This is a genomic window from Halopseudomonas phragmitis (assembly GCF_002056295.1).
In the GTDB taxonomy this organism is placed as follows: Bacteria; Pseudomonadota; Gammaproteobacteria; order Pseudomonadales; family Pseudomonadaceae; genus Halopseudomonas; species Halopseudomonas phragmitis.
In genome coordinates this window covers 2,440,676-2,464,008 of record NZ_CP020100.1, presented here as the reverse complement: position 1 = coordinate 2,464,008, position 23,333 = coordinate 2,440,676, and the positions used below count along the sequence as shown (strand labels likewise).

18 protein-coding genes are annotated in these 23,333 nt (G+C 60.1%); 7 read left to right on the top strand and 11 right to left on the bottom strand.

Translation table 11 applies throughout. The features are described from left to right. Nucleotides 1–246: 246 nt before the first annotated feature. Genes eat through BVH74_RS11345 form a run of 3 tightly spaced genes read right to left on the bottom strand, consistent with a single transcriptional unit; the run spans nucleotide 247 to nucleotide 3,923 of the window. Entirely contained in the window at nucleotides 247–1,650 is a 1,404-nt protein-coding gene (eat, locus tag BVH74_RS11355) for an ethanolamine permease (RefSeq protein ID WP_080050181.1), read from the bottom strand. Between the two features lie 54 nt (nucleotides 1,651–1,704). Continuing rightward, on the bottom strand, nucleotides 1,705–2,520 hold the full coding sequence (gene eutC, locus BVH74_RS11350) for an ethanolamine ammonia-lyase subunit EutC (RefSeq protein ID WP_080050180.1): 816 nt from the start codon (nucleotides 2,518–2,520) through the stop codon (nucleotides 1,705–1,707). Continuing rightward, nucleotides 2,517–3,923 (bottom strand): ethanolamine ammonia-lyase subunit EutB, encoded by a 1,407-nt coding sequence (locus tag BVH74_RS11345; protein WP_080050179.1) that lies wholly within the window; start codon nucleotides 3,921–3,923, stop codon nucleotides 2,517–2,519. The genes eutC and BVH74_RS11345 overlap by 4 nt, the downstream gene beginning before the upstream one ends. 191 nt (nucleotides 3,924–4,114) lie before the next feature. Here BVH74_RS11345 and BVH74_RS11340 point away from each other — a divergent pair, with 191 nt between their 5' ends. Next, entirely contained in the window at nucleotides 4,115–5,053 is a 939-nt protein-coding gene (locus BVH74_RS11340) for a helix-turn-helix domain-containing protein (protein WP_218189130.1), read from the top strand. A 5-nt stretch (nucleotides 5,054–5,058) separates the two neighbouring features. Here BVH74_RS11340 and BVH74_RS11335 read toward each other — a convergent pair whose 3' ends face one another. Next, nucleotides 5,059–5,547 carry a GNAT family N-acetyltransferase gene (locus tag BVH74_RS11335; RefSeq protein WP_218189129.1) on the bottom strand — a complete coding sequence of 163 codons (489 nt, stop codon included), beginning with the start codon at nucleotides 5,545–5,547 and terminating at the stop codon, nucleotides 5,059–5,061. 184 nt (nucleotides 5,548–5,731) lie between these two features. Between BVH74_RS11335 and BVH74_RS11330 the strand changes: the two genes are divergently transcribed. Together BVH74_RS11330 and BVH74_RS11325 are read left to right on the top strand one after the other, a co-directional pair. Beyond that, nucleotides 5,732–6,310, top strand: coding sequence for an LOG family protein (locus BVH74_RS11330; RefSeq protein ID WP_080050177.1), 579 nt, complete (start codon nucleotides 5,732–5,734; stop codon nucleotides 6,308–6,310). A 73-nt stretch (nucleotides 6,311–6,383) separates the two neighbouring features. Beyond that, on the top strand, nucleotides 6,384–6,794 hold the full coding sequence (locus BVH74_RS11325) for a hypothetical protein (RefSeq protein WP_080050176.1): 411 nt from the start codon (nucleotides 6,384–6,386) through the stop codon (nucleotides 6,792–6,794). A gap of 17 nt (nucleotides 6,795–6,811) precedes the next feature. On the opposite strand, the gene BVH74_RS11320 is transcribed toward BVH74_RS11325, so the two are convergent. The 3 genes from BVH74_RS11320 to BVH74_RS11310 all read right to left on the bottom strand — a co-directional run bounded on the left by BVH74_RS11320 (nucleotide 6,812) and on the right by BVH74_RS11310 (nucleotide 10,542). Next, a complete protein-coding gene (locus BVH74_RS11320) occupies nucleotides 6,812–7,894 on the bottom strand; it encodes a 3-deoxy-7-phosphoheptulonate synthase (RefSeq protein ID WP_080050175.1) in 1,083 nt (360 codons plus the stop codon). Between the two features lie 549 nt (nucleotides 7,895–8,443). Next, nucleotides 8,444–9,817: a nucleotide 5'-monophosphate nucleosidase PpnN gene (gene ppnN, locus BVH74_RS11315; protein ID WP_080050174.1), complete on the bottom strand. Its 1,374-nt coding sequence runs from the start codon at nucleotides 9,815–9,817 to the stop codon at nucleotides 8,444–8,446. 56 nt (nucleotides 9,818–9,873) lie between these two features. After that, entirely contained in the window at nucleotides 9,874–10,542 is a 669-nt protein-coding gene (locus tag BVH74_RS11310) for a TIGR04211 family SH3 domain-containing protein (RefSeq protein WP_373279446.1), read from the bottom strand. 388 nt (nucleotides 10,543–10,930) lie between these two features. On the opposite strand from BVH74_RS11310, the gene BVH74_RS11305 reads away from it, so the two are divergent. From BVH74_RS11305 to BVH74_RS11295, 3 genes are all read left to right on the top strand, one after another. Continuing rightward, nucleotides 10,931–11,272, top strand: coding sequence for a DUF3135 domain-containing protein (locus BVH74_RS11305; protein ID WP_165443836.1), 342 nt, complete (start codon nucleotides 10,931–10,933; stop codon nucleotides 11,270–11,272). 70 nt (nucleotides 11,273–11,342) lie between these two features. Next, nucleotides 11,343–11,975 carry a class I SAM-dependent methyltransferase gene (locus BVH74_RS11300; protein ID WP_080050171.1) on the top strand — a complete coding sequence of 211 codons (633 nt, stop codon included), beginning with the start codon at nucleotides 11,343–11,345 and terminating at the stop codon, nucleotides 11,973–11,975. Between the two features lie 203 nt (nucleotides 11,976–12,178). Continuing rightward, nucleotides 12,179–13,792, top strand: coding sequence for a Vgb family protein (locus BVH74_RS11295; RefSeq protein WP_080050170.1), 1,614 nt, complete (start codon nucleotides 12,179–12,181; stop codon nucleotides 13,790–13,792). A 100-nt stretch (nucleotides 13,793–13,892) separates the two neighbouring features. Here the strand turns inward: BVH74_RS11295 and acnA are convergent, their stop codons facing one another. After that, entirely contained in the window at nucleotides 13,893–16,619 is a 2,727-nt protein-coding gene (acnA, locus tag BVH74_RS11290) for an aconitate hydratase AcnA (protein WP_080050169.1), read from the bottom strand. A gap of 193 nt (nucleotides 16,620–16,812) precedes the next feature. Between acnA and BVH74_RS11285 the strand changes: the two genes are divergently transcribed. Then, entirely contained in the window at nucleotides 16,813–18,372 is a 1,560-nt protein-coding gene (locus BVH74_RS11285; RefSeq protein ID WP_080050168.1) for a methyl-accepting chemotaxis protein, read from the top strand. Between the two features lie 126 nt (nucleotides 18,373–18,498). Here BVH74_RS11285 and glmS read toward each other — a convergent pair whose 3' ends face one another. The 3 genes from glmS to BVH74_RS11270 form a co-directional block, all read right to left on the bottom strand. Next, entirely contained in the window at nucleotides 18,499–20,328 is a 1,830-nt protein-coding gene (gene glmS / locus BVH74_RS11280; RefSeq protein ID WP_080050167.1) for a glutamine--fructose-6-phosphate transaminase (isomerizing), read from the bottom strand. Nucleotides 20,329–20,413: 85 nt separating this feature from the next. Next, the gene (galE, locus tag BVH74_RS11275; protein WP_080050166.1) at nucleotides 20,414–21,433 is read right to left on the bottom strand and encodes a UDP-glucose 4-epimerase GalE; all 1,020 of its coding nucleotides are present in this window, start codon (nucleotides 21,431–21,433) and stop codon (nucleotides 20,414–20,416) included. 145 nt (nucleotides 21,434–21,578) lie between these two features. After that, nucleotides 21,579–22,973: a phosphohexomutase domain-containing protein gene (locus tag BVH74_RS11270; RefSeq protein ID WP_080050165.1), complete on the bottom strand. Its 1,395-nt coding sequence runs from the start codon at nucleotides 22,971–22,973 to the stop codon at nucleotides 21,579–21,581. Between the last annotated feature and the right edge of the window lie 360 nt (nucleotides 22,974–23,333).

Sequence of the window (23,333 nt, the reverse complement as noted above, 5' to 3'; positions counted from 1 at the left end):
CTTCGGTAAGTTTTGTTCCTGTTGAAGGCGAATCCTATTACGTACACGGCGAAGTAATAGCTGAAGCCTGCTCTACGCAAGTCTTCGTGATATCCGACAAGAATCGGGTGGGTCTGGACATTGTCCCAATGTGTCGCTCGAGGCACCTGCAGCCACTAATATTCCGTCACACACTCTGGCAACGCCAACGCAACAAGGGCCACCCTGACAGCAGCCCTTGTTGTGTTTAGCGCCCTTGCCGTCTCATCAGACTGCCGGTGCCAGTTCGGCCTCCGCCTCCGCCAGCATGGCAAACTCTTCGTCCGCAGATTTGAGTACCAGGCGTTTACGGCTGTAACCGAAGTAGTAGACCGCACCAATCACGAACAGACCAAGGGTGAAGAAGAACGCACGCGGGTCGAAGGCATAGACTCCGGTCAGCGCCACCAGCGACAGCACCAGTGCAATGCTCGAGGTCACGACCCCGCCCGGGGTGCGATAAGGCCTCAGCAGCTCCGGCTGACGTACCCGCAGCAGGATGTGACTGAACGCCATCAGTGCATAGGACACCGTAGCGCCCACCACCGCCATCGCCAGCATCAGGTCGCCCTCACCACTCAACGAAGCCAGAAAGCCGAATACACCAGGCACGATCAGAGCCCGCGCCGGTACTTTGCGCTCGGTAGTCAGCGACAACGAGGTGGGCAGGTAGCCAGCGCGCGACAGGGCAAATACCAGGCGGCTGTAGCCGTAGATGATCGAGAAGAACGAGGCCACCAGACCGGCCAGCCCCAACACGTTGACCAGCGTTGCCAGACCGCCCTGGCCCGTAGCGTTGAGCGCGTCCACCAGCGGCACTTCACTACCGCCCATGGCGGCGGCACCACCAGCACCCGGCACCAGCACCACGACCAGCAGCGCGGTAAACAGCAGGAACAGCATGGCGCCGATGATACCGCGCGGCACGTCACGACCCGGATCCTTGGCCTCTTCGGCAGCCAGCGGCACGCCCTCGACAGCCAGGAACAGCCACATGGCGAACGGCAGCGCCGCCCACACCCCGTACCAGCCCAGCGGCAGCAATGCACTGGCACCAGCGGCTTCGCTGACCGGTACATCGAACAGGTTGGACACATCAAAGTGCATCACCAACGCGACCCCCGTGGCGACAATGGCGAACACCGCCAGACCGCTGATGATCATCATGGTCTTCAGCGCTTCACCAACACCCGCCAGATGAATGCCAATAAACACCGCGTAGAAGGCCGCATAGACCCAGGGGCCGTTGACGCCGATCAGCGCTTCCACCGCTGCACCAATGAAGATGACAATAGCCGCCGGGGCCAGGGCATACTCGATCAGCACCGCCAGCCCGGTAAAGAAGCCACCGGTCGGGCCCATGGCCTGCCGAGCAAAGCTGTAGCCACCACCAGCAGCCGGAATCGCCGCCGACATTTCCGCCAGCGACAGCACCAACGTCAGGTACATCACCGCCATCAGCACTGCGGCGATAGCGAAGCCGGCCCAGCCCGCCTCTGCAATACCAAAGTTCCAGCCGGCAAAATTACCGGAAATAACATAGGAAACACCCAACCCGGCAAGCAGGATGGCTCCTGCACTGCCGCGCTTGAGCTGCCGTTTGGCCAGATAGGCCCGATTGTCATGGGACATGATCACTCCTCAACCCAGATGATTACCACAACGTGAGCAACGCCCTCCCCGGCGTTACTCGGAAACCAGAAAATTGCGCCGGCTGGCGCCATGCTCGATCACCGCCGAGGCGCTGCGATCTTTCAGCCCCACGCCGGAGAGTTGTAGGCGCTGCGCCTCACGCAGCAGATACAGCGCCCGGTGTGCCGCCTCAGCCCAGGGCAACCCGGCAGGGCGCACGTTGGAAATGCAGTTGCGCGCCGCATCGGTCAGCCCCGGACGCGGCGCCCAGGTCAGATACAGACCAAGACTGTCCGGCGAGCTGAGCCCTGGGCGTTCCCCCACCAGCAGCAACACCGCGCGCGCATTCAGCAGCGCACCTATGTCATCGCCAATCGCCACCCGGCCCTGCCGTACTATGCTGATCGGTGCCAGTTGGCAGTCGGGAACCTGCTCAGCCAGCAGAGCCAGAAAAGCCTCAAGAAAGGGTGCGGCGTTCTGCTGTATCGCCAGCGACGACAGCCCATCGACTATGACGATGGCCAGATCGCTCGGCTGCTCAATGGCCTGGGCAATCAGCAACTGGCGTGAAGTCTCATCCAGACGCCGGCCCAGATCCGGGCGTTGCAGGTAGGTCTGGCGGTCACTGGCCTGGCTGTGTAATTCCAGCGGCCGGCCCTGCGCCGCCAACGCCGGTACCCCAGCCAACGCCGAGCACAGCGCCGGCACATCCAGAGGGCAGTGCACGGCATCACGCGCCTGGGCATGCGATAGTTGAAAGGCCAGCAACTCGCTGGTCGGCAGGCTGATGCCGGCCCGCCCCAGACCGATACGGGCATCGGTAAAAGCACGCAGCCGCCGCCAGGGGTTTTCAATGACGGTAGGTTTCATGCCCGGCCTCCCGGTAATGCCCGCAGTGATCGGGCGAACGGCTCAGGCAAGGTCTCGTGCAGAATGTGCCGATCAGCATCACGCATGATCTGCATGCGCATCAGCCACTGTTCAAACTCAGGCGCAGGGCGCGAGCCCAGTACCCGGCGCACGTAGAGTGCATCGTGGAACGAGGTGGTCTGGTAATTGAGCATGATGTCGTCCGAGCCGGGGATGCCCATGACGAACGAGCAGCCCGCCACCCCGAGCAGGGTCAGCAGATTGTCCATGTCGTTCTGGTCGGCCTCGGCATGGTTGGTGTAGCAGACATCACAGCCCATCGGCAGGCCAAGCAACTTGGCGCAGAAGTGATCCTCAAGCCCCGCGCGAATGATCTCCTTGCCATCGAAGAGGTACTCCGGGCCGATAAAGCCAACCACGGTATTGACCAGCAACGGGCTGAACTTGCGCGCCACCGCATAGGCCCGAGCCTCACAGGTCTGCTGATCGAGCCCGTGGTGAGCATTAGCCGACAGCGCACTACCCTGCCCGGTCTCGAAATACATCACATTGTTGCCGACACTGCCGCGCTTGAGGCTCAGCGCTGCCTGCTGTGCCTCAGCCAGGGTGGCAAGATTGAAACCGAAGCTGCTGTTGGTCGCCTCAGTGCCGCCAATTGACTGAAACACCAGATCCACCGGGGCACCGGCGTCGATGCATTCAATGGTGTTGGTTACATGCGTAAGCACGCAGGACTGAGTGGGAATCTGGTACTTCTCGATTACCTCGGCCATCAGCGACATCAATCGCGTGGCCTGGACCACATTGTCGGTTGCCGGGTTGATGCCAATCACCGCATCGCCATTGCCGTACAAAAGACCATCGAGAATGCTTGCGGCAATACCGTTCACATCATCGGTCGGGTGGTTCGGCTGCAACCGGGTCGATAGCCGCCCCGGCAGGCCAATGGTGTTGCGAAAGGCGCTGACCACATGGCACTTGCGCGCCACCAGAATCAGGTCCTGATTGCGCATGATCTTGCTCACCGCCGCCGCCATTTCCGGGGTAATACCAGCGCGCACCGACTGCAGCAGTTCAGGCGTAGCCTGATCACTGAGCAGCCAGTTACGAAAGTCACCCACAGTCAGATGGGCAATCGGCGCGAAAGCCACCCCATCATGCTCATCAATGATCAGCCGGGTGACTTCGTCCTGCTCGTAAGGCACCAGCACTTCGTTGAGAAAGGTCTTGAGCGGCAGCTCGGCCAACAGCATCTGCGCCACCGCACGCTCTTCAGCCGACAGCGCAATCACCCCGGCCAGGCGGTCGCCAGAACGTGCAGGGGTCGCCTTGGCCATCAGTTCAGCCAGATCACGGAACTGATAGGTGTGGCTACCCAGCGTGTAACGATAGGCATAACTCATGCAGTAACCTCGGGCATGCAAATTGCTGTGACCAAGATCAATGCGATGGCTGTTCCAGCCGTCTATCAAGATTCGGCAAATTTAGTTTTTATTATTTAAATCAGATAGTTATAAATACACATCAGTAATCGACCAGAGTAGGATGGCTCTACCCCACAAGCGAGCGCGCAACCATGCAGCATCCAACAACCGTGAACGCACCAAACCGGAGCACGCGTGAGGCACAGGACGCCGATGAACATGCGCACAACCTGACCAACTGGCAACAGGAATACGATCAGTTGGGTGGTGGGCGCTTCTATGGCCGCATCGATGAAGTGGCGCTGGAGGGTTGCCAGCTGTTCCGCGAGCACACCAACCGCGCCCTGCGCCAGCAATGCAATGTCTGGAAGGACGCACTCTGGCTGGGCATTCCTGTGCAGAATGCCGACTGCCGCATCAACGGCCTGCCGCTCAGCGCTGAGCAACTGATGTGCCGCCCCGGTGAGCGCGATTTCGAACTTATTACCCCGGACAGCTTCGACATCTACGGCATCGTCATCCGCGAGGAAATGCTGCTAAAGCTTGCCGAGCAGCAGGAGCGCCGCATCGACCTGACCCGGCTGTCCGACAGCCCGCGCCTGAGCGCCAGCCAGGGGCAACTCAACCGCATCCGGCAGATATTGCAGCAAGTGCTTGATCTGAACGCCCGTGGCCTCGGCTCCAGCCAGCAACGCCAGTTGGCCAGCGAAGCGCTGCTCGATTTGCTCGACAACAGCCCGCAGGCCGAGCGCAGCGCGCCAAGTTACGCCCGACGCAAACAGGTAGTGGACCGGATCAAGGCCTTGATCCACGAGCAGCCCAACGCCGACCTGAGCATTCCTGAACTCTGCCAGCGCCTGCACGTCAGCCGGCGCACCCTGCAATACAGTTTTGAAAGCATCCTCGGTATCAGCCCGCTACAGTTTCTGCGCAGCGCCCGCCTCAATCAGGTACGCCGCACCCTCAGCAACCCAGCGCCAGACAGCACGGTCGCAGCCATCGCCGCGCAGCACGGCTTCTGGCACCCCGGCCAGTTCGCCCGTGATTACAAAGCGTTATTCGGGGAAAATCCCTCGGAGACGTTCAAGCGGGTGCAGCGCCGAGGCTGACAGGGTTATCGGCCCCGTGCGCCCTCATCTACCTGGCGCGCGACCATAAACACCTCATCAGCGGAATAGAGATCACGGATAGTAGCCTCCACCTGCGCCCCCAGGGTATCGCGGTAGAGTTTTTGCGCGTGGTTGTCGGCGCGGGTATTGACAATCACATGCTTGAGACTCGAGCCCTGACGCACCAACTGTTCACGCACCAGCGGCAGCGACTGCACAATCAACCGGCGTCCGATACCGCGCCCCTGGGCCGCCGGTAGCACCGCCAACTGATCCAGTTCCAGCACAGCCTGATCACGAAAGCCGCTCTTCTGCGCCCAGAGAATGAAACCCAGCACCTGCCCTGCCTCTTCGGCCACAAAACACAAGAAACGCGGAAACGCCGCCAGCGTCGAAGCCAGCCATTGCTCCGACTGCTTCTGCCGCACAAAAGCCAGACGGTGGACCTCGGCTGCAGCAGAGAGGTCATCGGGGTGCATGGGGCGGATATGCATAATGAAAACCGTAAGTTATGAATCAGAACATGCGAAACACAGTTTACACAAACCAGACCTACGCCTTCTTTCTCACTGAAATTTTGAGGCTAACTGTCACTATTGAAACTGCAACCTCAGCGTATATCATGACTCGCCATGCAGGTTAGCCTGCCCCTTTTTCCGCCAACGCCAAGGAGTGACTGTGCGCATTTGTGTTTTTTGTGGTTCCAGCAGTGGTAATCGGCCCGACTATCTCGAAGCAGCCAATCAACTGGGTACGGCACTCGCCAAGGCGGGGATTGGTCTGGTCTATGGTGGGGCGCAGGTCGGCCTGATGGGCGAAGTCGCCAATGCGGCACTGGCTGCCGGTGGCGAAGTCATCGGGGTAATCCCCAAGGCACTGGTGGATCGCGAGCTGGCCCATGAAGGGCTGACTAAACTCAAGGTGGTCGGCTCCATGCACGAACGCAAGGCCATGATGGCCGAGCTGTCCGACGGTTTCATTGCCCTGCCCGGCGGCGTCGGCACTTTTGAAGAGCTGTTCGAAGTCTGGACCTGGGCCCAGCTTGGTCATCATCGCAAGCCCTGCGCAGTGTTCAATGTCAGCGGCTATTACGACAAGCTGATCGACTTTCTAGACCACTGTGTCGAGCAGGGCTTTTTCAAGCCGGTGTACCGCGACATGCTGATCGTAGAGCCGAGTGTCGAAAGCCTGCTGCAGGCCGTAAGCGACTATCAGCCACCCCGCGTGGTGAAATGGATCAATAGCGAGCAAACCTGAACGCAGGCAAAGATTGCACCGCAGCGGCAAAGGTCGCAGGATAAGCGCATCCGCCAGCGCCGAAAGCGACCTGATGCCAATAACGACATCCAGCCCACCCATTCGCCAGCCCTGCCCTCCCGGCACCTGCATTTGCAACCGGGATGCCCTGCTGGACAACCCCGCAGCCGACCCGCGCATTCTGCTGCTAACCCAGCATGAAGAAAAGCGCCTGCTGGCACGACTGGAAAACTGTGCCAGCCTGGACGACCTGCGCAAACTGCAACAGCGCATGGAGCAACAACTGGGGCTACGCACCGAAATAACCCCTGGCCACAACGAAGTGCGCAGCATGCGCGGCATCCGGATTGTGGTCCATGAGCAGGACGGCTTATGCCGTAAAATCCGCCAATCCATCCCGGCCGCCATTCGCCGGGGGCTGGAACGTAATCCAGAAGTTGCGTACGAGCTGCTCAACGAGCACGATCTGCTCAGAGGAACCTGAGCAGATCCCAGGAGTGCTCATGCGCTACGCAACCGCGCAGCCACCTTGCTCAAAGCCTGTTCCGTCGCGCTCCAGCCCAGGCAACCATCGGTGATCGACACCCCGTAACGCAGCTCAGCCTTGAGCGGCTGGCAGCCATCGAACAGATGACCTTCGAGCATAACCCCACGCAAGGTGTTGTCGCCTGCCAGGCGCTGATCAATGACCGAGTCAAGCACCGCCGGCTGCTTGAGCGGGTCTTTGCCACTGTTGGCATGGCTGCAATCGACAATCAGCTTGGCTTCAATGCTCTGCTTGTCCAGCGCAGCCTTGGCTTCTGCTACTGCCGCCGAATGGAAGTTGGGGCCCGCGTGACCACCACGCAGGACCAGATGGGTGTCAGGGTTACCCTGAGTCTGGATCAGCGCCGGCAGGCCATGATCGTCGACGCCGAAGTGCTGGTGCGGATGCGCAGCCGAACGCATGGCGTCGCAGGCAATCGCCAGGCTGCCGTCAGTGCCGTTCTTGAAGCCAACCGGCAAATCCAAACCGCTAACCATTTCCCGATGGATCTGCGACTCACTGGTACGCGCGCCAATCGCCGCCCAACTGAGCAGATCATCCAGGTAACCGGCCGCCAGTGGCTGCAACAGCTCAGTCGCGACCGGCAAGCCACGCTCAGCAATGGCCAGCATCAACCGCCGTGACAGCGCCAGCCCTTCGGCCATATCACTGCTGCCATCCAGATGCGGATCGTACAACAGGCCTTTCCAACCTACTGTAGTGCGCGGCTTTTCAACGTAGGCACGCATCACCAGCAGCAGTTGATCATCGACCTGAGCATTCAACTCGGCCAGGCGGTCGGCGTATTCCAGTGCCGCCACCGGATCGTGCAGGGAACAGGGCCCCACGATCACCAGCAGACGCCGGTCGGCACCATCGAGTACGGCGCGAATGCTGTTGCGTTGTTGCTCAATCTGCTCGGCAAGCGCAGCCTTGAGCGGCAGGCGCTGGCGCAGAATGGCCGGAGTTGGCAGCGGCTGGCTGCGGCGACGGGCGGGTGACGAAGTATCGATCAGGGTCAGGTCGCGGGCTGACAGGGCGGTAACGGTAGCAGTCATGATTCGGGTTCCTTGGCCGGGCGCCTCTCGCGCCTCGGCACTAGCGAAGTGTTCGTAAATGGTGTCCGGATGTGCAGGCGTTAGCGCTGCTAAATCGCCAGGTGCGGTAATAACCCGAGTAGGTGCGGTAAGTGTTCATCTGTGCTGTCCTCATTGCTGCATGGCAAAAACAAAAAACCCCGGTCGGGTTGCCGACCGGGGTTTTGCTGTGTCTGGTGGCGACCCTGAAACGCGGGCGCCTGTTGGGGTATCAGGCGCGCAAGCGGCTAAACCAATACCCAAAATAGAAATACCCATTGCCCAGCAACGACAGCGCACAAACCGCCGCAGCGCGAAGGGCGCTGGTGCGAGTAAGGCTGTGTGCAATGCTGGATGACATGGATAGCTCCGATTTAACTGAGTTCGACTCTAACGGATCAGCGGCTGGCCTGGCAAGTCCCAGATAAAATACTGATCCTGGGAGCCTTGAGCATCTGCTCAAGGCAGGGGATGCAGCGAGTTCTCAGCGGGAGCAGATGCTCCCGCCTCCCAGGAGGAAAGCCCAGAATCTCAACTCACCACCCGATAACAAGGCTCATAGGCCGTGCCGCCTGGAAGTTTCATTCGCTGCTGGTCGACGAAGGCCTGCAGCAGTCGGTCGAGCGGTTGCATCACACTGGGGTCGCCATGAATTTCATAGGGACCGTGTTGCTCGATCAGGCGGATGCCGCGGTCCTTGACGTTGCCGGCAACAATGCCGGAGAACGCCTGGCGCAGGCTGGCAGCCAGTTGGTGGGCCGGCAGCTCTCGACGCAGTTGCAGGGCTGACATGTTGTCGTGGGTCGGATCGAACGGACGCTGGAAGCTTTCGTCGACCTTGAGTAGCCAGTTGAAATGAAAGGCATCATCACGCTCACGGCGGAACTGGCTCACGGCCTTGAGCCCTTTGGCCATCTGCCGGGCAACCTCCGAGGGGTTGTCGATGATCACCTGGTAACGGGCCTGAGCCTTGTCACCCAGGGTAGCGCCAACAAATTCATGCAACTGGCGCAGATAGGCCTCGGCGCAGCGCGGACCGGTAAGAATGACCGGGAATGGCAGATCGGCGTTGTCCGGGTGCATCAAAATGCCGAGCAAGTACAGAAACTCCTCGGCAGTCCCTGCTCCACCAGGGAATACAATGATCCCGTGACCAACCCGCACGAAAGCTTCCAAACGTTTTTCGATGTCAGGCAGGATCACCAGTTCGTTGACGATCGGGTTGGGGGCTTCGGCGGCGATGATGCCGGGCTCACTCAGGCCCAGGTAGCGGCCGTTAATGATTCGCTGCTTGGCATGGGCGATGGTTGCCCCTTTCATCGGCCCCTTCATCACTCCCGGACCACAGCCGGTGCAGATATCCAGGCTGCGCAACCCCAGTTCATGACCAACCTTCTTGCTGTACTTGTATTCCTCGATGCTGATCGAGTGCCCGCCCCAGCAGACCACCATTTTCGGCTCTACCCCAGGTCGCAGGGTGCGGGCGTTGCGCAGCAAGTGAAAGACGTAATCGGTAATCCCCTGCGAGCTGCTCAGGTCAGCCCCTGGCTGGCCCAGATCGCTGGCGGTATAGACAATATCGCGCAGGGCGCTGAACAGCATTTCCCGGGTGCTGGCAATCATATCGCCATCGACGAAGGCATCGGCCGGGGCGTTGATCAGCTCCAGCCGCACCCCTCGGTCTTCCTGATGAATGCGGACCTCAAAATCCCGGTAGGCTTCCAGCACCGTCTTGGCGTTGTCGCTTTGCGCTCCGGTGTTGAGAATCGCCAGGGCACACTGGCGAAACAGCTCATAGGCACTGCCCGAGCCGACTTCACTCAGTTGCTGAACCTCACGTTGGGACAGGGTTTCCAGGCTACCCTTGGGGTGTACCGATACTTTCTTGACTACATCTTGGCGCATGCATTTTTCCAGTCAGAGGTTCCTTTATCCCCACATACTACCAGCAGCAACGAGCCTCATACCCAGCCATCGTTACGCTTACGTCGCCGGAACATGCTCGGCAGGATCAACCCGGCCAGCAAGCCGACCCCGGCAATGCTCCCACCGTAGACCATGTAATCCATCATCGCCCCACGATTTTCATCACCCAGGCGTGCCTGGACGCTGCGCAGCTCTGACTGAGTGGCACTCAACTCTTCATTCAAAGCGGAGCGCATTGCCTCCAGCTCTTCGATCAGGGCCTTGCGAGAGTCCAGAGTTTCCTGCATGCCCTGCACCCGGGTTTCCCAGGTTTCATTGATGCTGCCCAGCTCAGCACTGAGCTCAGCTACTCTCTGTTCCAGTTGCGGCAAACGCTCGGCCTGCCCCGGTACTTCTTGCAAATCGGCGCTGGGAATCCAGACCAGGCTGCCTGACTCACTGCGTACCTGGCTGTAATTGCCCTGGCTGGCTACCAGTTCAACACGCTGCCCGGACTGCAGGGTACCAACGATCCGATAGCCATCGGTCGGGCCACTGCGCACGTAGGTGCTCAAGCTATCGCTGACCCAGCGAGTATTGTCACTCTGGGCCTGAAGAACGCCGCTGAACAACAGCATACCGCCCAGCAGGCAGGCCACCGGCACATAGCGCAGACGGGAAGAACGATTGAAACGGGGTACTGATGCGGTTAGGTGACGAGTCATGGGCATACATATCTTCAATTCAATACGGATTTCCCCTTCGATAACCTCGCAGGGTGTCGAAAGGCGGTACAGTCAAGCTCCACTTATGGGCTCCGCCAGCCAAGAGACATTTCAATTTGTGTCAAGTTCACTCCTGGCCCGAGATCCGACCATACTCATCCGAGCCAGGCATGGGAAATGAATGCGCTACCCAAGCGTCCGGCTTGTGCGCTGGCTCACACCTGAGCGGTACCATGCACTCAGAAAAACACAGCCACTGAAGCTAAACGGCCTGTTCCAATCTATAGTCAACTACAGGGGATGGAATTAACCGACAGTTGCACGGTCACTATGGCTATAGACCAGCATGACCGGGCTGAACCCCACAGGTTCTCCGCAAGGAGCCGACATGGCCAGGCAACCTATGGCATTACCCAGTTTCGATGAACTGCGAACTATGGCCGAACAGCGGCCGGATGACCTGGAACGTCTGCGCGAACGCATGATCAACGAAATCCTTGAAGACCTGCCCGAACCTAGGCGGCGGCGTCTGCTGGGATTGATCTTTCGGATCGAATTGGAACGCAAACGCGCCAAGACTCCCATGCAAGCCTGTCTCAAAATCTCGCAAATGATGATGGACTCGGTCTGCGAATTACGTGAAGTCATGCTCAACGGCCCTTCCGCTCAGCGCTCTGAATCGATCCAAGCCCGGATTATCCCGTTCAAACCTCGCCAGACCAGACACTGACACTGGTTGCTGGCCCGAGCAGCTCCACACGGCCTACACTGTGCGCCCCACTACCCTTTTCCGGACCCGCATGAAACTCAGCGCAAGCCACCTTGAACAGATCAGCGGATTGACTCTCGGACACTACCAAAACCAGGCCGAAAGCTTTCGCGCCGGCACTTGGGAGCATGACGTCAGCCAGAACATCGACGCCCTGCTACGCCACATACCAGGCCAAGCCCCTTTTGATTTGCTCGACCTGGGCTGCGGACCGGGGCGCGACCTCTGCACCTTCAACCAACTCGGGCACCGCCCCATAGGTCTCGACGGCTGCCCCCGATTCGTCGAAATGGCCCACCAGGCCAGCGGCTGTGAAGTCTGGCATCAGGATTTTCTTGACCTGCAATTGCCTGGCAACCGGTTTGACGGCATTTTTGCCAACGCCGTACTGTTTCATATCCCCAGTCAGGAGTTGCCCCGCGTGCTCAAACAGCTTTATGCCAGCCTCAAGCCAGCCGGCATCCTGTTCAGCTCTAATCCCCGGGGCAATAACGAAGAAGGCTGGAACGATGACCGCTACGGTTGTTATTACAACTGGCCCACCTGGCGTGCATTGCTGCAGGACGCCGGGTTCATAGAGCTCGAACACTACTACCGCCCCCAGGGTTTACCCCGCGCCCAACAGCCCTGGCTCGCCAGCGTCTGGCGCCGCCCAGCCCCCTGACTCAACCACACCTTTGCCCGCATGCCTTCGCGACCGCAGACAGCTCCTACCCCAAGCACACCGCACCACCGGTAGGAGCGCTCTGCGAGCGCGAACAGATCTGTCTGGTAGTAATAACCAAACATCACACCCGGCAATAAAGCCTCTCACCCCCACCAAGCCGACTAGAATCGAGAATCAAATCACAACAACAAGGATGCTCCATGCCAGGCCGCTTCTCCCTGACAGTACTCGCTACCCTGATCAGCACTTGCAGCTTCGCTGCCAGCTATTCGCCCCCTGAAGTTCTGGTTGCGCCATCTGCATTCAAAGGAGTCCATGGTCTGGCCGTAGACCAGCAAGGTCGTCTGCTGGCCGGCAGTGTGGTAGGCAACAGCATCTATCAGGTCGATATAGAGACGGGCCAGGTGAGCACCTTCATTGGCCCGGACCAGGGACAGGCCGATGACATCGCCATTGGCCCGCGCGGGGAAATGGCCTGGACCGGTTTCTACTCAGGCCAGGTGCTGTACCGGGAAACTGATCAGGCCCCCATCAGGGTGCTGGCTGACGGCCTGCCGGGTATCAACTCGATTGCCTTCAACCAGGACACCGGCGCCCTTTATGCCAGCCAGGTATTTCTCGGCGATGCGCTGTGGGAAATTGACATCAACGCGCAGCAACCGCCACGGCTGATAGGCAAAGACCTTGGTGGCTTCAACGGCTTTGAGGTGGGACAAGATGGCTGGCTTTATGGCCCCCTGTGGTTCAAGGGACAAGTGGTTCGTATTGATCCTGCCAGCGCCAGACAGGAAGTGGTTGCCGACGGATTCGGCACCCCGGCGGCCGTCAATTTCGACAGCAAGGGCAACCTGTACGTCGTCGACACCCTCACCGGGCAGTTGCTGCGCATCACTGCCGAGAACCGGCAGGTCGAACAGGTCGCCCAGCTGGCCAGCTCGCTCGACAACCTGGCAATTGATCAGCAGGACCGCATATTCGTCTCCAACATGGCCGACAACAGCATCCAGCAGATCAACCCGTTAACAGGCGAAAGCCGTGTGATTACCCAGGGTGATCTGGCCGTACCGGCCGGCCTGACCCTGAGCGAAGACGCCAAGACCCTCTATATCAGCGACATTTTTACTTTTCGTGCGGTTAACACTGAAACTGGTCAGGTTCGCGATATCCGCCGGGCCCATGGTTCTGACGTCGAGTACCCCACCGCTGTTGGCCTGGGGCAAAAGCAGTTGCTGCTGACCAGCTTCGCCACCGGCACCCTGCAAATCCTGAACCGCAGCGATTACAGCACCCAGGCCATGATCCATGGACTCAACGCGCCCAGTGCCGCGGTCGAGCTGGAACCTGGCCGGGTGGTGGTCAGCGAAATGGGGGCAGGCACCCTGGTGATACTCAGCGGCGAGCAATGGCAGGAACGACAGCCCCTTGCTCAGGGTCTGCAAGGACCAGTACAGATGGTCCGGGGCCAGGATGGCATGCTCTACCTGACCGAGGCTGCCGGTTTCCTCACCCAGGTAGATCCTAGTAGTGGTCAAATCACACGCCTGGCCCAGGACCTATTGATGCCTGAAGGACTGGCCCAACAGGCCGATGGTCAGTTCATCATTGCCGAAACTGCCGCCCAGCGCCTGACCCTGGTGAATCCGGAAAACGGCGAACGCCGAGTGCTTGCCGAAAACCTGCCGATCGGCTTCCCCGCCGGCCCCGGGATGCCACCCAGCGGTATCCCGACTGGCGTGGCGGTAGATAACAACGGAGTGATTTACTTCGGCTCGGATATTGATAACGGACTGTATCGAATAAAGCCCGAACACTGAGCCATCCTGCCCCTCCGAGCCGTCAGACAGTTCCAGCATCGCGCAGGTGCTGGGCGGCACTCCGACGACGCTACCCAGGCCACCCTCCGATCTCTGTATTTCAGTGGCCGGCAATCACCTGCCTGAGCACGTAATGCAAAATCCCGCCAGCCTTGAAGTAATCGATCTCGTTACCGGTATCGATTCGGCACCTGGCCTTGAACTCGATACGCTCGCCGTTGGTGCGGGTGGCTCTTACGTTCAGCAGTTGCCCCGGCTTGAGTTCATCGTCGATACCCAGCACATCGATGACTTCATGACCGTCCAGCTCCAGGCTGGCCACCGACTCACCATCAACGAATTGCAGCGGCAATACCCCCATGCCTACCAAGTTGGAGCGGTGAATCCGCTCGAAACTCTCAGCAATCACCGCCTTAACCCCCAGCAGATTGGTGCCCTTGGCCGCCCAGTCACGGCTTGAGCCAGTACCGTATTCCTTGCCTGCCAGCACCACCAGCGCAGTGCCGTCACGCTGGTAACGCATGGCGGCATCATAAATCGACATCCGCTCGCCGCTGGGCACATGGATGGTCTCGCCGCCTTCCTCCCCAGCCAGCATCAGGTTGCGGATGCGAATATTGGCGAAGGTGCCGCGCATCATCACTTCATGATTGCCGCGCCGCGAGCCATAGGAGTTGAAGTCTTCGGGTTTGACGCCCAGGCTCTGCAGGTACTCACCCGCGGGCGAGCTGGCCTTGATATTACCCGCCGGCGAAATGTGATCAGTGGTGATCGAGTCACCGAACACCGCCAGCACGCGGGCTTGCTCAACCGGCTCAAGCCCAACCAATGGCTCGTCGATCCGCTCGAAAAATGGCGGGTGCTGAACGTAGGTAGACTGGCTATCCCACTGGTAAGTCTTGCCTTCACCGACCTGAATAGACCTCCAGTGTTCATCGCCGGTAAACACATCGGCATAGCGCTCACGGAACATGCTGTCCTCGACCAGCGCCACGGCCTCGGCGATTTCCGCATTGCTGGGCCAGATATCCTTGAGAAATACCGGTTTGTTGTTGCTGTCCAGCCCCAACGGCTCATCGTGCAGGTTGATTCGGGAACTGCCAGCCAGCGCGTAGGCCACCACCAGCGGCGGCGAAGCCAACCAGTTGGCCTTGACCTGCGGATGCACCCGGCCTTCGAAGTTGCGGTTGCCGGACAACACTGCCGAAACCACCAGATCCTGCTCACTGACCGCCTTGGCAATCGGCTCCGGCAGCGGCCCCGAGTTGCCGATACAGGTGGTGCAGCCATAGCCGACCAGATTGAAGCCCAACTGATCCAGGTAGTCGGTCAGACCAGCCTTGAGCAAATAATCGGTGACCACCTTGGAACCCGGCGCCAGCGATGACTTGACCCATGGCCGGCGTTTCAGGCCACGCTGCACAGCCTTTTTCGCCAGCAGCCCGGCGGCCATCATCACGCTCGGATTGGAGGTATTGGTGCAGGAGGTAATCGCCGCGATCACCACCGCGCCATGGCCCAGAGTGAACTCTTCGCCAGCCATGTGCACCGAAGCCAGACCCCGGGGGCTACCAACCGCCGTACCGCCACCCTCGCCTTCCAGTCTGGCCTGATCCTGATCGGCCGGAGCCACCTGCAACGCCAGCAGTTCATTGAAGGCCTTGGGCACATCGCCGAGCGCCACACGGTCCTGCGGCCGTCGCGGCCCGGCCAGGCTGGCCTCAACCTGGCCCATATCCAGATGCAGCGTGTCGGTGAAAAGCGGCTCATGACCCGGCTCGCGCCATAGTCCCTGAGCCTTGCTGTAGGCCTCGACCCGTGCTACCAGTTCATCACTGCGGCCACTCAAGCGCAGATAGCTAAGCGTCACATCATCAATCGGGAAAAATCCGCAGGTCGCGCCATACTCCGGGGCCATATTGGCGATAGTCGCCCGGTCGGCCAACGGCAGGTCAGCCAGGCCATCGCCATAAAATTCGACAAATTTGCCGACCACGCCCTTCTGGCGCAGCATCTGGGTCACGGTCAGCACCAAATCGGTAGCGGTCATGCCCTCGCGCAACTTACCGGTCAGCTTGAAGCCGATCACCTCGGGGATCAGCATCGACACCGGCTGACCCAGCATCGCCGCCTCAGCCTCAATGCCGCCAACACCCCAGCCCAACACCCCCAGGCCATTGACCATGGTGGTGTGCGAGTCGGTACCAACCAGCGTGTCCGGATAAGCCCAGCGCTCGCCATCACGCTCCTCAGCCCAGATACTCTGGGCCAGATACTCAAGATTGACCTGATGGCAGATACCCGTGCCCGGCGGCACCACCCGGAAGTTGTCGAAAGCCTTCTGGCCCCAACGCAAGAACGCATAGCGCTCACCATTGCGCTGCATCTCGATGGCCACATTGTCATGAAACGCCGAAGCATCGGCAAAACGGTCAACCATCACCGAATGGTCAATCACCAGATCAACCGGAGACAGCGGGTTGATCCGCTGTGGATCACCACCTGCCTTGGCCACCGCCTCACGCATGGCTGCCAGATCGACCACCGCCGGCACCCCGGTGAAATCCTGCATCAGTACCCGGGCCGGGCGGTATTGAATCTCACGATCGGAGTGCCGGGCCTTGAGCCAGTCAGCCATCGCCTGAATATCATCCCGGGTGACAGTCACGCCATCCTCGTGACGCAACAGGTTCTCCAGCAGCACCTTGAGCGACATCGGCAAGCGGCTGATATCGCCCAGTGCCTGAGCAGCTTTGGGTAGCGCATGATAGCGATAGCTGGTGCTTCCAACCTGCAAGGTGCTGAGGGTATCCAGACTGTTGGGCATGACCGCAACCTCCTTTTAGTGGTAGTTCTGCATCAGGCTTATGCTCTACTGTTATACTCACCACGGTATGGCAGTACAGAGAACATTTATCCCGGCCTTACTCAAGAACCCATGGCTCAGGCCGATATACCCAGCATAGACAAGAATCTCGGCCACCGTTGCCCAATGGCCACCCGCTGCACAGGACACCCCCATGCGTAACAACCAGCCCGTCACTCAACGCGAACGCACTTTCAGTGACAGCCAACGACTGATCTCCACTACCGACCTCAAGGGCATCATCACCTACTGCAATGACGCTTTTGTGGACATCAGCGGTTTCAGCCGCGAGGAGCTGATCGGCAGCCCGCACAACCTGGTCCGCCACCCGGATGTTCCTGCCGCGGTGTTCGAACACATGTGGAAAGACCTGAAAGCCGGACGCAGCTGGATGGGGATCGTCAAGAATCGCAGCAAGAACGGTGACCACTACTGGGTCAACGCCTTCGTCACGCCAATCTGGGAGAAAGGCCAGGTGGCCGGTTTCGAGTCGGTCCGGATCAAGACCACTGCAGGCCAGGTCAGCCGTGCCGAGGCACTGTACAGCCGCTTGAACAAGGGCCAGAAAGCCATCCGCACCGACTGGGCCGGCAGCGTCTCGCAAGTGCTGCCGGTCACCGCCCTGACCGCGCTGGGTGCAGTTGCCGGATTGGCTCTGGGCGGCTGGGGCATTGTACTGGCAGCAGCGCTGGGCGTACCTTCGGCCTTTGCCCTGAAAGCGCTGCACGAGCAGCGGCTGCAACGCATTCTGCAAGCTGCCGACAACAGCATCAGCGACCCACTGCTGGCCCAGATGTACACCCCTTACAACGGTACACTGGGACAACTGGAAATGGCCCTGCACAGTCAGCAGGCTCGGTTGCGTACCTGTCTGACCCGGCTGCTCGACAGCGCCGAGCAACTGCGCCTGCAAGCCGGCGAAGCCAGCCACCTGGCCGGCGAAAGCCACAAAGGTCTGAGCCGGCAACGGCAGGAAACCGATCTGGTAGCTACCGCCATCAATGAAATGGCAGCGGCCACTCAGGAAGTTTCCGGCAACGTCCAGCGCGCCGCCGAAGCCACCCGTGACGCCAACGAACTGGCCAACCACGGCAAGGTGGTGGCAAGCAAGACCCGCGACGCCATCGAACTACTGTCCGAATCGGTCAACTCAGCCGCCAGCGTCTCGGCGCAACTGGCCAGCGATGCCAAGGAGATTGGCACCGTGGTCGATGTGATCAAGGGAATTGCCGAACAGACCAACCTGCTGGCCCTCAACGCCGCCATCGAAGCGGCCCGGGCCGGTGAGCAGGGACGTGGTTTTGCCGTGGTAGCCGATGAGGTCCGGGCCTTGGCCAGCCGTACCGCCGACTCAACCGAGCAGATTCATGGGCTGATCGCCAACCTGCAACAGGCTGCCCAACGCGCCGTGGATACCATGCGTGCCGGCAACGAGCAGGCTGAAGTCGGGGTGGCTCAGGTGATTGAAGCTGATGAGGCGCTGGATGGCATTCGCGCTGCCATCGAACGGATCAACGACATGGCCAACCAGATCGCCAGTGCTGCTGAAGAGCAGAGCGCGGTAGCAGAAGAGATCAACCGCAACGTGGTGAACATCGCGACCCTGTCCGACACCACCGCCGATCAGGCCCAACGCAGCGCCAGCCTCAGCCAGGAACTGGCAGGCACCGCCGCCAATCAGGCCGCACTGGTAGAGCGCTTCAACCGGCGTTGATCGGCCCCCGAGAGGCGGGAGCATCTGCTCCCGCTGCGAACTCTCTGCACCCACATCCTGGAGCAGATGCTCCAGGCTCCCAGGCGGCTCAAGACTCCCGAGCTTCCGAGCAAAAGCTGCGCGCTGTTACTCCACTGTCACCGACTTGGCCAGGTTACGCGGCTTGTCCACGTCGGTGCCCTTGACCAGGGCCACGTGGTAACTGAGCAACTGCAACGGAATGGTGTACAACACCGGCGAGATGCAGTCCTCCACCCAGGGCAAGGTATAGGTCACGCTGTTGCTGTCGTCGTGGTGCTCCACGGTTTCACAGGCGAAGGTAATCAACTGGCCACCGCGCGCGCGCACCTCTTCCAGATTGGACTTGAGCTTTTCCAGCAGACTGTCGCTGGGCGCCACGCTAACCACCGGCATATCTTCATCTACCAGCGCCAACGGGCCGTGTTTGAGTTCACCTGCGGCGTAGGCTTCGGCGTGGATATAGGAAATTTCCTTGAGCTTGAGCGCCCCTTCCATGGCAATCGGATAATGCGGGCCACGGCCAAGGAACAGCGCATGATGCTTGTTGGCGAACCGCTCAGCCAGCGCAGTGATCTGCGGCTCCAGCCCCAGCGCCTGCAATACCAGGCCCGGCAGGCTGCGCAGCGCAGCAACATTGCGCGCCACCAATGCTGCATCCCCACCACGCACCTGCACCAGCGCCGTGGTCAACCACAGCAGCGCCACCAACTGAGTAGTAAAGGCCTTGGTTGAGGCCACGCCAATTTCCGGACCAGCATGGGTCAACAGCCGCCAGTCAGCCTCGCGCACCAGTGAGCTGCCGGCCACGTTACAGATTGCCAGAGTGGCCAGATAGCCCTGATCCTTGGCATAGCGCAGCGCCGCCAGGGTGTCGGCGGTTTCTCCCGACTGGGAGATGGTGATCAGCAGCGTACCGTCAGGCACGACAACAGTGCGGTAGCGGTACTCACTGGCCACCTCGACCTGACAGGGAATCCCGGCCTGCTCCTCAATCCAGTACCGCGCCACCAGGCCAGCATGATAGCTGGTGCCACAGGCAACGATGTGAATGTTACGGATCTCGCCCAGGCGGGTTTCCGCTTCCGGGCCCAGCACAGCAGTCAGCACATGATCATCGCCCAGAGTGCCTGCCAAAGTATCGCTGATGGCATCGGGCTGTTCGAAGATCTCCTTGAGCATGTAATGCCGGTACTCGCCCTTTTCCAGGCTGTGCGCGGCATGCTCATAACGCTTGACCGGGCGCTCAGCGACCTGATGATCACGACTCCAGATATCGCAGCCGGTGCGGGTGATACGGGCGTAGTCGCCCTCTTCCAGATAGCGGAAGCGGTCAGTGACCTGCAACAGCGCCAGCGGGTCAGACGCCAGATAATGCTCGTCGCTGCCCTCACCAATCACCAATGGGCTGCCGGCACGGGCGCAGTACAGAGTTTCCGGCTGATCCTGGTGAATGATCGCCAAGGCGTAAGCACCATGAATATCGCCCAGGGTCGCGCGGAAGGCTTCAAGCAAGTCTTTCTTTTCACCGTAATAGTGCGCCAGCAGGTGCGCTACCACTTCAGTGTCAGTTTCCGAGGTGAAGCTGTAACCCAAGTCGATCAAACGCTTGCGCAGCGGTGCATGGTTTTCAATGATGCCGTTATGGACAATCGCCAGACGCTGCGACAGGTGCGGGTGAGCGTTGTGTTCGGCCGGTTTGCCGTGAGTAGCCCAACGGGTGTGGGCAATCCCCAGATGACCGCCAGCCGGCGCGGCCTCCAATGCCTTTTCCAGCTCGATCACCTTGCCTACCGCACGTACCCGCTGAATGCTCCCGTCGCTGGCCAGAACCGCCACGCCAGCTGAGTCATAGCCGCGATATTCAAGCCGGCGCAGCCCCTCAAGCAGGATGGGGGTGATATTGCGCTGAGCAATGGCGCCAACGATTCCACACATGATGATGTCCTTGATGCAACGGGCAAAGAAAGTCGGAGTTTAACACGAGCGTCGCAAGGCATATGCCCCCTGCGCGCCCGAGTGGTTAGCTGCGGTAGCCTTGCGGATTCTGCGACTGCCAGCGCCAGGTGTCGGCACACATTTGCTCAACTCCCTGCTTGGCCTGCCAGCCCAGTTCGGCTTCGGCGCGTGAAGGATCGGCATAATAACTGGCCACATCCCCCGGGCGGCGGTCAACCAGCTCATAGGGCAAAGCCTTGCCACAGGCTTGCTCAAAGGCACGCAGCATATCCAGCACCGAATACCCTTGCCCAGTCCCCAGATTGAAGGCCCGCACACCCTGCCCCTTGGCCAGCCACTCCAGAGCCCGCACATGCCCACTGGCCAGGTCCATGACATGGATGTAATCACGCACGCCGGTACCATCGGGCGTCGGGTAGTCCGAGCCGAATACCTGTAGTGCCGCACGCAGCCCCACCGCTACTTGAGCGATATAGGGCATGAGATTGTTGGGAATACCACTGGGGTCTTCACCGATCAGGCCACTGGGGTGAGCACCAACCGGGTTGAAGTAACGCAACAGAGCGATATTCCAGCCTGGTTCGGAACGGTGTAGATCCTTGAGCAGCTCTTCGATCATCAGCTTCGAGCGGCCATAGGGATTGGTCGCGCTGGTAGGCATATCCTCACGCAGCGGTAGCTCGGTAGGGTCGCCATAGACGGTTGCCGAAGAACTGAATACCAGATTGCGCACCCCTGCCCGCTGCATGGCCTCACACAGGGTCAGGGTCCCAGCGACGTTATTGTGGTAATAACGCAGCGGCTGCTGCACCGACTCGCCCACCGCCTTGAGTCCGGCAAAGTGAATGACAGCTTCGATGGTGTGTTCGGCAAACAGCCGCGCCAGCAGCTCAGCATCCAGAATATCGCCTTCCACCAGGGTCAACGGCTTGCCAGTGATCTGCTCAACCCGGCGCAGCGCCTCAGGGCTGCTGTTGCTGAAGTTATCCAGCACCACTACCTCATACCCCGAAGCCTGCAGCTCGATACAGGTATGCGAACCGATATAGCCAGCCCCACCAGTGACCAGAATGGTCTTGCCCATTACTCAACTCCCCTGCCCCGGGTTTGCCGCCCAGTGCGGTCAAAGACTTCAATTAACACGCACAGGTTACACTCACCAGGGATGAACTGCACAACCCAGGCACACTGCATCCCGGCAGGAGCGGCCTACGACCGCGAAAGCAAACTCAAAGACTACGGATAGCCGCCAGCAGCGCTTCGGTCTTCGCCTCCATCAACGCCTGATCTGCCCGGCTCTCGACGTTCAGGCGGATCACCGGCTCGGTATTGGACGCGCGCAGGTTGAAGCGCCAGTCGGCAAAGGCCACGCTGACACCGTCGGTATAATCCACATCCTCGGCGCCAGCGGCGAACTGGCGTTCGATCTCCCGCAACACCGCAGGCGCATCGGACACCTTCAGGTTGATCTCACCGGATGAGGGGTAAGCGGCAATCCGTTCATCGACCAGCGCCGACAACGGCTTGCCCTTGCGGCACATCAGTTCGGCCACCAGCAGCCAGGGGATCATGCCGCTGTCACAGTAGGCGAAATCACGGAAATAGTGATGCGCACTCATCTCGCCACCGTAGGCCGCATCTTCCTTGCGCATCCGCTCCTTGATAAAAGCGTGCCCAGCCTTGGTCTGCACCGGCACCCCACCGTTGGCCTGCACCTGCTCCACGGTATTCCAGACCAGCCGCGGGTCATGGATGATCCGCGCGCCCGGCTCCTTCTGCAGAAACGCCTCGGCCAGCAGACCGACGATGTAATACCCCTCGATAAAACGGCCCTGCTCATCGAACAGGAAGCAGCGATCAAAGTCGCCATCCCAGGCAATGCCCATATCCGCCTTGTGCGCCAGCACCGCATTCCGGGTCACCGCCCGGTTTTCCACCAGCAGCGGATTGGGAATGCCATTGGGGAAGCTGCCATCAGGCTCATGGCAGATCTTGATGAATTCAACCGGCACGCCCAAGCGCTTGAATGCTGCCTCGATGGCATCCAGAGCTGGCCCAGCAGCGCCATTACCGGCATTGACCACCAGCTTCAGCGGCTTGAACGCGGCTGGATCGATATAGCCCAACAGGTGCTCGACAAAGGCCGCTCGGGTATCCACCTGCTGATAACTACCACGTGCCGCTTCCGGCACCGAGGGGTCGCGGCCATCGACCAGATTGATCTGCATCTGCTCGGCCATGGCCCGGATGTCGGCCAGGCCGGTATCGGCAGAAATCGGCCGCGAACCCTCGCGCACCAGTTTGAAGCCGTTGTAGTCGATTGGATTGTGCGAGGCCGTAACCTCGATACCGCCATCCACACCCAGGTGGAAGGTGGCGAAATAAACTTCCTCGGTGCCGGTCAGGCCCAGATCCAACACCTCGACGCCTTCGTCGCGCAGACCATTGGCCAATGCCGCCTTAAGGGCTGGCGAGGTTTCCCGCACGTCGCCACCCAGCACAATACGCTTGGGCGACAGGAACCTGGCAAATGCCCGGCCAATGCGATAGGCGATGTCATCATTCAGCTCCGTGCCAAGCTGACCACGGATGTCGTATGCCTTGAAACAGGTCAAAGTGGTCATGTGATCTCCATATAAAAAGCCAATAGGTTTTACTTGGTCATCACGAGTGGCGTAGCTGCGTGGTGATCCATACGCACTCTGGATTGCCACGTCGCTACGCTCCTCGCAATGACGCGAAAATGGGCCACCACGTCGCCGCACCCTGCAATGACGTGAAAATGAGCCGCTAAATCACCGCACCCTGCAATGACGTAAAAGACGCGCCCCAAGCACTCGCATCAACGAGCCCCCCTCTCCGTCATCACGAGCGGCGCAGCCGCGTGGTGATCCATGCGCACCCTGGATTGCCACGTCGCTGCGCTCCTCGCAATGACGCGAAAATGGCCGCCACATCACCGCACTGACGATCAAGGAGCACAG